At 68.2% G+C, this 10,508-nt stretch carries 6 protein-coding genes; 3 read left to right on the forward strand and 3 right to left on the reverse strand.

Going from position 1 to position 10,508, the window contains the following annotated elements; translation table 11 throughout:
- Positions 1-13 precede the first annotated feature (13 nt).
- Positions 14-2,050, reverse strand: coding sequence for an NAD-dependent DNA ligase LigA (gene ligA, locus ACS5PN_RS04515; RefSeq protein WP_439462743.1), 2,037 nt, complete (start codon positions 2,048-2,050; stop codon positions 14-16).
- A gap of 34 nt (positions 2,051-2,084) precedes the next feature.
- Here ligA and ACS5PN_RS04520 point away from each other — a divergent pair, with 34 nt between their 5' ends.
- The 3 genes from ACS5PN_RS04520 to ACS5PN_RS04530 all read left to right on the forward strand — a co-directional run bounded on the left by ACS5PN_RS04520 (position 2,085) and on the right by ACS5PN_RS04530 (position 6,325).
- Positions 2,085-2,609, forward strand: a complete 525-nt coding sequence (locus tag ACS5PN_RS04520) for a hemerythrin domain-containing protein (protein WP_439462744.1) — start codon at positions 2,085-2,087, stop codon at positions 2,607-2,609.
- 80 nt (positions 2,610-2,689) lie between these two features.
- The gene (locus tag ACS5PN_RS04525) at positions 2,690-4,237 is read left to right on the forward strand and encodes a methyl-accepting chemotaxis protein (RefSeq protein ID WP_439462745.1); all 1,548 of its coding nucleotides are present in this window, start codon (positions 2,690-2,692) and stop codon (positions 4,235-4,237) included.
- Between the two features lie 231 nt (positions 4,238-4,468).
- Positions 4,469-6,325: a carbohydrate-binding module family 20 domain-containing protein gene (locus ACS5PN_RS04530; RefSeq protein WP_439462746.1), complete on the forward strand. Its 1,857-nt coding sequence runs from the start codon at positions 4,469-4,471 to the stop codon at positions 6,323-6,325.
- Here ACS5PN_RS04530 and ACS5PN_RS04535 read toward each other — a convergent pair.
- Together ACS5PN_RS04535 and ACS5PN_RS04540 are read right to left on the reverse strand one after the other, a co-directional pair.
- On the reverse strand, positions 6,315-7,616 hold the full coding sequence (locus tag ACS5PN_RS04535; RefSeq protein ID WP_439462747.1) for a hemolysin family protein: 1,302 nt from the start codon (positions 7,614-7,616) through the stop codon (positions 6,315-6,317). The genes ACS5PN_RS04530 and ACS5PN_RS04535 overlap by 11 nt on opposite strands.
- Positions 7,617-7,649: 33 nt before the next feature.
- Positions 7,650-10,394 carry a putative bifunctional diguanylate cyclase/phosphodiesterase gene (locus tag ACS5PN_RS04540; RefSeq protein ID WP_439462748.1) on the reverse strand — a complete coding sequence of 915 codons (2,745 nt, stop codon included), beginning with the start codon at positions 10,392-10,394 and terminating at the stop codon, positions 7,650-7,652.
- Positions 10,395-10,508 lie beyond the last annotated feature (114 nt).

Raw genomic sequence — 10,508 nt, forward strand, 5'->3', positions numbered from 1 at the left:
CAACCGCCCCACCCTAGCCCGCCAGCAAGGCGCGCAGCCCCTCCTCGTCCAACACCGTCACACCCAGCGCCTGCGCCTTGTCCAGCTTGCTGCCGGCGTCCTCGCCCGCAATGACGTAGTTCGTCTTCTTGGACACCGAACCGCTGACCTTGCCGCCGGCCTCCTCGATCAGGGCCTGGGCCTCGTCGCGGCTCAGCACCGGGAATTTGCCGGTCAGCACCAGCGTCTTGCCCAGCAGCGGGCGCGGCCGGTCGTCCGCCTCGCCTGCGCTCTCCTTCGGCTGCACACCCGCCGCCAGCAATTGCTCGACGACCTCGCGGTTGTGCGGCTGGGCAAAAAAGGTGTGGATGCTGGCCGCGACGATGGGGCCGACGTCGGGCACTTCCAGCAATTGCTCGACGCTGGCATTCATCAGTTTGTCCAGCGTGCCGAAATGACGGGCCAGGTCCTTGGCCGTCGTCTCACCGACCTGGCGGATGCCCAGCGAGAACAGGAAGCGCGCCAGCGTCGGCGTCTTGCTCTTCTCCAGCGCGTCGACGATGTTCTGGGCGCTCTTCTCGGCCATGCGGTCCAGCGCCGCGAGCTTGGCGACACCGAGCTTGTAGAGGCCCGGCAGGCTCAGCACGATGCCGGCATCGACGAGCTGCTCGACCAGCTTGTCGCCCAGGCCTTCGATGTCCATGGCGCGGCGGCCGGCGAAATGCAGCATGGCCTGCTTGCGCTGAGCCGGGCAGAACACGCCGCCGGTACAGCGGTAGTCCATGCCGCCCCGCTCACGTGCGGCCTCGCTCTTGCAGATGGGGCAGGCGCGCGGCATGTGGAAGTTGGGCACATAGCTGGCACGCTCGCCCGGCACGCGGCCGACGACTTCGGGAATGACGTCACCGGCGCGGCGGATGATGACCTTGTCGCCGACGCGCACGCCCTTGCGGCGCATCTCGAACAGGTTGTGCAGGGTCGCGTTGGACACCGTAGTTCCGCCGACAAAGACCGGGTCCAGCCGCGCCACCGGCGTCAGCTTGCCGGTGCGGCCGACCTGGATGTCGATGGACAGCAGCGTCGTCACCTGCTCCTGGGCCGGGTATTTGTGGGCCACCGCCCAGCGCGGCTCGCGGGTCTTGAAGCCCAGCCTGGCCTGCAGCTCACGCGAGTTGACCTTGTAGACGACGCCGTCGATGTCGAAGGGCAGCGCGTCGCGCTTGGCGGCCATCGCCTGATGGAACCGGACCAGCCCCTCGTGCCCTGCGGCCACGACGCGGTCGCCATTCACGGGCATGCCGAAGGCGGCCAGCGCATCCAGCATGCCGGCGTGGGTGGACGGGATGTCCCAGCCCTGCACCTCGCCCAGGCCATAGGCATAAAAGCAAAGGGGCCGCTGGCGCACCAGGGCCGGGTCGAGCTGGCGGATGGCGCCGGCCGCCGTGTTGCGGGGGTTCACGAAGGTCTTGTCGCCACGCTCGCGCTGGCGTTCGTTGAGCTTCTCGAAGTCATCGCGGCGCATATAGACCTCGCCGCGCACCTCCAGCACTGCGGGGGCCTGGCCCTTGAGCCGCAGCGGGATCTGGCCAATGGTGCGCACGTTCTGCGTGACATCCTCGCCGGTCTCGCCATCGCCTCGCGTGGCGGCCTGCACCAGCACACCGGCTTCGTAGCGAAGGCTCATGGCCAGGCCATCGAACTTCAGCTCGGCGGCGTACTCGACCGGCGGATCGGCTTCGGTCAGCGCCAGCTCGCGGCGCACGCGGGCGTCGAAGGCGATGGCACCGCCGTCGGTCGTGTCGGTCTCCGTCGTGATCGACAGCATGGGCACGACATGGCGCACCGGCGTCAGGCCGGCCAGCACCGCGCCGATGACGCGCTGGGTCGGCGAGTCCGGCGTCAGCAGCTCGGGGTGTGCAGTTTCCAGGGCCTGCAGTTCTGCAAAAAGCTTGTCGTACTCGGCGTCCGGCAGCTCCGGCTGGTCGAGCACGTAGTAGAGGTGGGCGTGGTGGTTGAGCTGGGCGCGCAACTCGGCGGCGCGTTCCACGGGCAAGGCAGGCTTGGCGGTCATGGGGGCATTTTGTCGCGGCCGGACAATGATTGGCATGAGCCGCGTCCGACTCGACACACTGCACTCCGGCCCGGCCGTGGGTTTCGACGAGCCCTTCGAGATGCTCGCTGCCTGCCACGACCGCATCCGGCGCAGCCTGGATCTGCTGCGGCGCCTGGATGCGCACGTCGACCGCCACGGTGCGAACGCCCAAGCGCGCGAAGCCGCGGCCGATGTGCTGCGCTACTTCGACCTCGCCGGGCCGAAGCACCACGAAGACGAGGAGCGCCACGTGCTGCCGCGGCTGCGCAACGCTGGCCTGGCGGCGATGGCCGATCGACTGGAGGCGGAGCATCGCGAATTGGAAGGGCTCTGGTCGCAGCTGCGCGAACCGTTGCTGAGCTGGACGCGCCATGAGCCCGGCGTGATCGGCCCCACGATGCTCAAGCGGTTCCTGACTCTCTACGAGACGCATCTGGCGCTGGAAGACCAGGAGGCCTTCGCTGCCGCGCGCGATGGCCTCGACGAGCCCTCTCTCGCCCGCATGGGCGAGGAAATGGCCAGCCGACGGCGCAGCTAGCCCTTCCCACCGTTGTGCGCCGCCGGCTCCGCTGCCATCATGGCCGGACCGGTCCATGTCCGGGCCGCAGGGAGGTCCAGATGTTGTCGAATCTTCGTGTCGGCCCGCGCATGGCGCTGGGCTTTGGCCTGTTGCTGGCGCTGATGCTGGCCATGGGCGGTTTCGCCAGCAGCCGCGTGGCGCGGGTGCAGGCCAATGTCGTCGACCTGGCGGACAACTGGCTGGTCAGCACCCAGCAGCTGGCCGGCATGGGCGAGGCGCTGAATCTGATGCGCCGCTCCGAGCTGCAGATTGCCCTCGGCGGCACTCCCGATTTCATGAAGAACGAGCAGGACCGCCTGGCCAAGCAATGGCAGGCCATGGAGTCCCTGCTGAAGGGCTATGCCGAGAACCTCAGCCCCGGCGACGAAACACGCCAGTTTGCGATCTTCAAGGAGGCCTTGGCAGCCTACAGATCCAGCCAGCCCGGCCTCATCGCCCTCTTCCTGGACGGCAAGGCCGAGGATGGCCTCAAGCTGCTGCGCGGCGACTCGCGCAAGCAGTTCGCCGCGGCCTCGGACAGCGTGCGCAAGCTGGTCGAGATCAATGGCGCCGGGGCCAAGCAGGCCAGCGCCGATGCCGGCGACAGCTACCGCGCCGTGCTCTGGGGCATCTGGCTGATGGTGGCAATCGCCATGGCCATCGGCGCCGCCGTGGCCTGGCGCATGACGCGTTCGGTGACGCTGCCACTGAGCCGTGCGCGCTCGGCCGCGGAGCAGATTGCGGGTGGCGACCTGACCACCGAGGTGGACAGCCAGGCCCGCGACGAACTGGGCGACCTGCTGCGCGGCCTGGCCCGCATGCGCGACGCCCTGCACGAATCGCTGAGCACGGTGCGCCTGAGTGCCGACGCCATCGCCCAGGCCAGCGACGAGGTCTCGGCCGGCAGCCTGGACTTGTCCTCGCGCACCGAGGAGGCGGCGGCCAGCCTGGAGCAGACGGCGGCAGCCATGCAGCAGATCACCGAGAGCGCCCAGTCCAATGCGCAGGCGGCTGGCGAGGCCAACCAGCTCGCAGGGGGCGCCTCAGGTGTGGCCGAGCGGGGCGGCTCGGCGGTCGGCGACGTCATCCGCACCATGCAGGGCATCCAGCAGTCTTCGACCAAGATCGCCGACATCATCGGCGTCATCGACGGCATTGCCTTCCAGACCAATATCCTGGCGCTGAATGCCGCCGTCGAGGCGGCGCGGGCCGGCGAGCAGGGCCGCGGCTTTGCGGTTGTCGCCGCGGAAGTGCGCACCCTGGCCCAGCGCAGCGCCCAGGCGGCGCGCGAGATCAAGACGCTGATCTCCAGCTCGGTCGAGCAGGTCGAAGCCGGCTCGCGCCAGGTGGCCCAGGCGGGGGAAACCATCCAGGATGTCGTGCACGCGGTGAGCCGGGTCACGCAGATGATCGGCCAGATCAGCAGCGGCGTGCAGAACCAGACCCACAGCCTGGGCGAGGTCAACACGGCCGTCGTGCAGCTGGACTCGATGACGCAGAAGAACGCGGCCCTGGTCGAGGAGTCGGCGGCGGCTTCCGAGGCCCTGAAGCACCAGGCGGCGACCTTGGCCGAAGTGGTAGCCAGGTTCCGCTTGCGGCGCGCCTGAATTCCACGCGCCTTGACACTCGGTAGGCAAACTACATTACGAAACAACTGGCTAGGCTGCTTGTTAGGGATAAACGCGGCAAATAAGTAGTTTTCCTACGAAACACTGGCGCAGCACTGTCTAGAGTCAGCGCACTTCCCAAAACGGGGAAGGCGGCCATGGCTTGTTGTCGATTGGCCGAACCCAGCCGCCCCGCCACGAGGGCGGCGGTCGATCCAAACCGGAGACAACATGTTCAAGCTGCCGCACCCGAGCCGCCGGCTCGCCCTCGCCCTCACGCTGGCCCTGGCCGGCGGGGCCACCGCCCCTGCCCTCGCGCTGAACCCGAACTCCACCTCGGTGCAGATGTTCGAGTGGTCATGGCCCGACATCGCCACCGAATGCACCCAATGGCTGGGCCCCAAGGGCTTTGGCGGCGTGCAGATCTCGCCGCCAGGCGCGTCCAAGAACGCCAACGGCTGGTGGGGCGTCTACCAGCCCGTCAACTACGCGAACCTGACCAGCCGCATGGGCACGCCGTCCCAGCTGCAGACCATGATCAACACCTGCCACACGGCCGGTGTGCGCGTCTACGCCGACATCGTCGTCAACCAGATGGCCGACGGCAGCGGCACGGCCACCGACGGCTCGACCTGGAATGCCGCGACGCTGGCCTACCCCTATTTCAGCGCCAGCGACTTCCACGCCAACTGCAACATCAACGACGCCGACTACAACTCGCCGTCAGGGCGCAGCAACGTCCAGAACTGCCGCCTCGGCGGCCTGCCTGACCTGGCCACCGAGAGCAGCTATGTGCAGGGCCAGATCGTCAACTACCTGAAGGCCTTGCTGGCCATGGGCGTCGACGGCTTCCGCATCGACGCGGCCAAGCACATGCCCGCCGCCAGCTGGACGACGATCATGAACGCGGTCAAGGCGGCCTACCCGACCACGCTGAAGGGCGAGCCCATCTGGGTCACGCAGGAAATCATCAACGACGGCGAGGTGGACCGGCCGAGCTATTTCCCGGTGGGTACGCTGAACGAGTTCCAGTTCACGTCGGCCATGCGGGACATCTTCCGCAACAACAACGGCCTCAACCTCGCCAGCATCCCGACCGTGATGGGAACCTGGGGCAACTGGGGCGGCACGTGGGGCTTCATCCAGCCACAGAACGCCACCATCTTCGTCACCAACTGGGACACCGAGCGCAATGGCGGCTCGCTGAACATCAACAACAACGGCGGCGCCGACGCCGGCGGCCAGCGCTACACCTTGGCGCACATCTTCATGCTGGGCCAGGGCTACGGCGAAGCCCAGCTCTACTCGGGCTTCAAATTCACCAGCACCGACGCCGACCGCCCCAGCGCCAGCCCCTACAGCGGTGGCACGCCGCAGATCAACGTCGTCTGGGACTTCGCCCACCGCTGGACGCCACTGGCCAATATGGTGGCCTTCCGCAATGCCGCCATCGGCCAGGCCCAGCAGAACTGGATCGTCGGCAACAACGGCAACCAAGTCGCCTTCAGCCGCGGCAATGTCGGCTTCGTGGCGCTGAACAACAGCGCCAGCGCCTGGACACGCAGCTTCGCTACCGGCCTGCCTGCCGGCACCTACTGCAACGTCATCAACGGCAGCAAGAATGCGGCCGGCACGGGCTGCACGGCCGATTCGGTGACGGTGGATGCCAGCGGCAACGCCAGCATCACCGTGCCGGCCAACAGCGGCAGCCCCACGCCCGCCGTGGCCATCTACACGGGCCAGAAGACCAGTGGCGGCAGCGGCGGCACCTGCGCGGTGACGTTCACCATCGCCAATGCCAACACCGTGAGCGGCCAGAACCTGCGCGTGGTCGGCAACGTCACCGGCCTGGGGGCCTGGGCACCGGGCTCGGGCTTTGCGCTGACCATCCAGGGTTCGGGCGCCAATGTGCCGTGGACGGGCACGGTCAGCCTGCCCGCCGGCACGGCGATCCAGTACAAATATGTGAAGTGGAATGGCTCAACCGCCGTCTGGGAGAGCAACCAGTCGACCAGCAGCGGCAACCGCGAGTTCACGAGCTGCGCGAGCGGTTCCCAGTCGCGCGCCGACGGCAACTTCAAGTTCTGACAGCAGGCGCTACCGCGGTGATCATGACCTGGTCGACGCGGTAGCTGTCCACGTCCACCACCTCGAAGCGCCAGCCTTCCCACTCGACAACATCGGTGCGCCGCGGGATGCGGCGCAGCATCACCATCAGGAAGCCGGCCAGGGTGTCGTAGGTGCCGGCGTGCGGCCAGCCTTCGATGCCCAGCGACCGTTCGATATCGGGGATGGGCGTGATGCCGTCGGCCAGGAAGGAGCCGTCCTCGCGGCGCACGATCTGTTCCTCATCGTGGGGCGCGACCAGGCTGCCCATCACGGTGTTCATGACGTCGTTCAGCGTGATGACGCCCACCACGCGGCTGTACTCGTTGACGACGACGGCGAAGTCCTCGTGAGCCTCGCGGAACTGCGTCAGCATCTCCGACAAGGTCAGCCGGTCCGGCACGATGAGCACCTTCTTGACCAGCACGCCGCCGTCCTCGCGCAGCGACAGCTGCTCGTCGCGCAGCACGCGTTGGAACAGGTCGGTTGCATCCACATAACCGACCACCTGGTCGACGTCGCCGTCGCAGACGAGATAGGTCGAGTGCGGCGCGTCGGCGATGCGGTTGCGGATCAGCACGTCGTCGTCGTCGCGCGAGAAGAAGACGATGCGCTCGCGCTCCGTCATGACCGTCTCGACGGTGCGTGTGTCCAGCTCAAACACGTTGGCGATGACCTGCTGCTCCTCGTCGGCAACGACGCCGGCCTGGTAGCCCGCTTCGGTCAGGGCCAGGATGTCGCGGTAGCTGATGGTCTCGTCGCGCTTGGCTGGCAGGCCAAGCAGCCGGATCAGGCCTTCGGTGATGCTGCTGAAGAACCAGGCCAGGGGCTTGAGCAGCTTGCACAGCAGCAGCATGGGCCCGACCAGGCTCATGGCAACCCGTTCCGGCTCGTTCATGGACAGGCGCTTGGGCACCAGGTCGGCCATGACGATGAAAAGGGCCGTGATGCTGATGAAGGAGGCCGCAAAGCCCAACGTCGCGGCCAGCTCGGGCGAGACGGCCAAGCGCAGTGCGGCCTCGAAATGAGGCGTGAAAGCGCCCTCCCCCACGATGCCGGCCAGGATGGCGACGGTGTTGACGCCGATCTGCACGACGGTGAAGTAGTCGCCCGGATGCTCCTGCACGGCCAGCACCTTGGCCGCGCGGGCATCGCCGCCATCGGCGCGTTGCTGCAGGTTCAGCCGGCGCGACGCCGCCAGCGACAGCTCGGCCATCGAGAAGAAGGCGCTGGCGGCGATGAGGAGGGCAATCAGCAGCAGGCTGGTGGTCAAACGCCGGATCCGGGAGCAGTCATGGCGGGCAGTTTATGCCGCCATCCCGTTCACGATCGCTGCCTCGCTCCTGCACTTCTCCAGGAAGGCTGTCGCGTCGCGCACCGGCACCGGGCGTGCATAGCCGAAGCCCTGCATGACGTCGCAATGCCAGCCGCGCAGGCAGGCCTCCTGGCCGGCGTCCTCGACGCCTTCGGCCACCACCGTCATGCCCAGGCTGTGCGACAGCTGGATCATGGCCTGGACGATGGCTGCGCCGCTCTCGTCCTGGCCAAGGTCGCGCACGAAGGCGCGGTCGATCTTCAGGCGGTTGATGGGAAAGCGCTTCAGATAAGCCAGGCTGGAATAGCCCGTGCCGAAGTCGTCGATGGCCAGATGCAGGCCCAGGGCGCGCAGCTCGGCCATCTTGGCGATGGTGGCCTCGGCGTCGTCCATCATGGCGCCCTCGGTGATCTCCAGTTCGATGTAGTGCGGGTCCACGCCCGACTTGGCCAGGGCCTCGCGCACCGTGGCCATGAACTCGGGATGCTGGAATTGGCGCGGCGAGATGTTGACGGCCACCACCGGCCGGTCCGGGCCGCTGTCGTGCCAGGCCTTGGCCTGCAGGCAGGCCTGCTGCAGCACCCAGCGGCCGATGGGGACGATGAGGCCGGATTCCTCGGCCAGCGGGATGAAGCGGTCCGGCGGTATCAGGCCCTCGGGGCTGCGCCAGCGCAGCAGGGCCTCGAACCCTGACAGCTGGCGCGTGCCCAGGTCGCATTGCGCCTGGTAGAAGAGTTCGAGTTCGCCGCGGTCCAGGGCCTGCACCAGGCGCGCCTCCAGTTGCAGCCGGCCCTGCTGGTCGTCCAGCAGGCCTTGGGTGAAGATCACGGCGCTGTTGCCCGGCTGGCCCTGGGCCTGGCGCATGGCCAGCTGGATGGCCTTGGCGATGTCGGCCGTCTGGCCACCGTCCCGCGGGTATTCGGCGGCACCGATGCTCAGCGTGACGGCGAGCTGCTGGCGCTGCACCTCGAAGACGGGCTGCATGACCTCCAGCAGCTGGTCCAGCAGGCCGCGCAGGGCCTCAGCGTCGCTCAGGGCCGGCACGATGGCCCCGAACGACAGGCCGTCCATGCGGTAGAGCCGTCCCCCGGCCGCCTCGACGACGGACTTCAGCCGCCCCGCCACCTGACACAGCAACTCGTCGCCCGCCGCATGGCCCAGGCTGCCCATGATGCGGCTGAAGCGGTTGATGGCGATGCCCAGGCCGACGAAGCTCTCATCGGCAAGCTCCCGGGCCCGCTGTTCCAGTGCGCGACGGTTGGGCAGGCCGGTCACTCGGTCATGCAGGCCGACATGGGCCAGCTCGGCGTTGTGGGTCTTGAGGGCGCGGTTGGCCCTGCGGGCGCGGCGGTACAGGGCCACCGTCAGCAGCACGACAACGAGCATGGCCAGGGCCAGGCCCAGGGTCAGGCGCCTCTCGCTGCGGTGGCGCTCGAGCTGGCTGGCCTGCAGCTCGTTGTCATGCTTGAGGCTGTCCAGGGCACGCTGGTTCTGCTCGAAGCTGGAGCGGCGCTGCAGCTCCAGCACCGTGCTGACGCGGTCGCTGCGCACCAGCTCGGCCTCCAGGGCCAGGGCCTTGCGCGATTGGCGCACGGCGCCCGCCACGTCGCCCAAGGCCTCCAGCAGTTCGGCATGGCGGTTCAACTGCTCCATCAGCCTCACTTTGCGGCCCTGCTTCTGCAGGGCCGCAAGCCCCTGGCTCACGAGTTCCTCACCGGCCGCCTTCTGGCGCAGGCCGAGTCGTGCCATGCCGAGGCTGATGGTGGCCACGGCCACGGCGTCCTCGTCGCTGCCTTCCTGGCGGGCCAGCTTCAAGGCCCGCTCGGCATAGCTCTGGGCGGGCGCGAAATTGCGTGCACTCAGGTGCAGATCGGCGAGCTCCTGCACCACCTCCGCCTGCGTGTTGAGCCAGACGGCACTGCCCGTAGCCGGGTTCACGCCGGCCGCGCTGGCGGCCACCGCGGGCTCGATGCTGGCGGCCAGCCGGCGCGCCTGCTCCTGGGCCCGATCCCGCGCCATCGGGCGTCCGGCCTCTTCCTCGACCAGCGATTCGATCAGCTTGGCCGCGAGCTGCAGGGGACGATTGCCGGCAGCCTCGGCCAGCCGGAAGGCCTGCTGGGCGTCGGCGCGGGCGCCGTCGATGTCGCGCAGGGCCAGGCGGATGGGCGCCAACGCGCTGTGGGCCGTTGCCCCGCGCCGTGGATTGGACTGGGCCTGCGCCGATCGGCTTGCCGCAGCATAGGCACGCAAGCCCTCCTGCAGATGGCCCGTCGCCAGGCTGATGTTGCCGGCCGTCATGAAGACCCAGGAGCGCAACGGCTCATCCTGCGTCTTTTCGACCCAGGGCAAGGCCTCGTTGACCCAGCCATAGGCCGCGTTGACCCGCCCCGAGAGCTGCAGCATGGTCGCCCGCAGCGCATACGCCGAGGCCATGGCCGCGGCATTGTTTTCGCGTTCGCCCAGGTCGATGAGCTCGGCGGTCGCCGCGTCGACCACGGTGAACTGATCCATCAGGCCATGGGCATAGCCCCATGCAGCGAGGAAGACGCGCAGGTTGTCGCCCCCCAGGGCACGGGCCTGCGCTTCCAGCGGTCTCAACTTGGCAACGACCTCGGGCGGCTCGCTGCCATGGCTCGCTTCGATGGCTTCGATCTGCTGGGCCAGCGTGGGAGCCTGGGCGGCAAGGCCGGGCTGCCCCAGCAGCGACAGCAGCAGCAAGCCGCCCAGCAGCCACATCCGGAGGGCTGGATGAAGGACAGGACTGAAGACTGGGTAGGAACCGCCGCTGCGCATCAGGCTTCGAAAGGCCATTGACGCGCTGACTTTAGGAGCTTTGCGCCCCAAAAGCCC

It is taken from the genome of Roseateles sp. NT4 (assembly GCF_051857475.1).
Lineage (GTDB): Bacteria > Pseudomonadota > Gammaproteobacteria > Burkholderiales > Burkholderiaceae_C > Pelomonas.

Excerpts from the sequence above, each read along its gene's own strand:
- ligA (WP_439462743.1), bottom strand. The coding sequence starts at position 2,050 with ATGACCGCCAAGCCTGCCTTGCCCGTGGAACGCGCCGCCGAGTTGCGC.
- ACS5PN_RS04520 (WP_439462744.1), top strand. The coding sequence starts at position 2,085 with ATGAGCCGCGTCCGACTCGACACACTGCACTCCGGCCCGGCCGTGGGT.
- ACS5PN_RS04525 (WP_439462745.1), top strand. The coding sequence starts at position 2,690 with ATGTTGTCGAATCTTCGTGTCGGCCCGCGCATGGCGCTGGGCTTTGGC.
- ACS5PN_RS04530 (WP_439462746.1), top strand. The coding sequence starts at position 4,469 with ATGTTCAAGCTGCCGCACCCGAGCCGCCGGCTCGCCCTCGCCCTCACG.
- ACS5PN_RS04540 (WP_439462748.1), bottom strand. The coding sequence starts at position 10,394 with ATGTGGCTGCTGGGCGGCTTGCTGCTGCTGTCGCTGCTGGGGCAGCCC.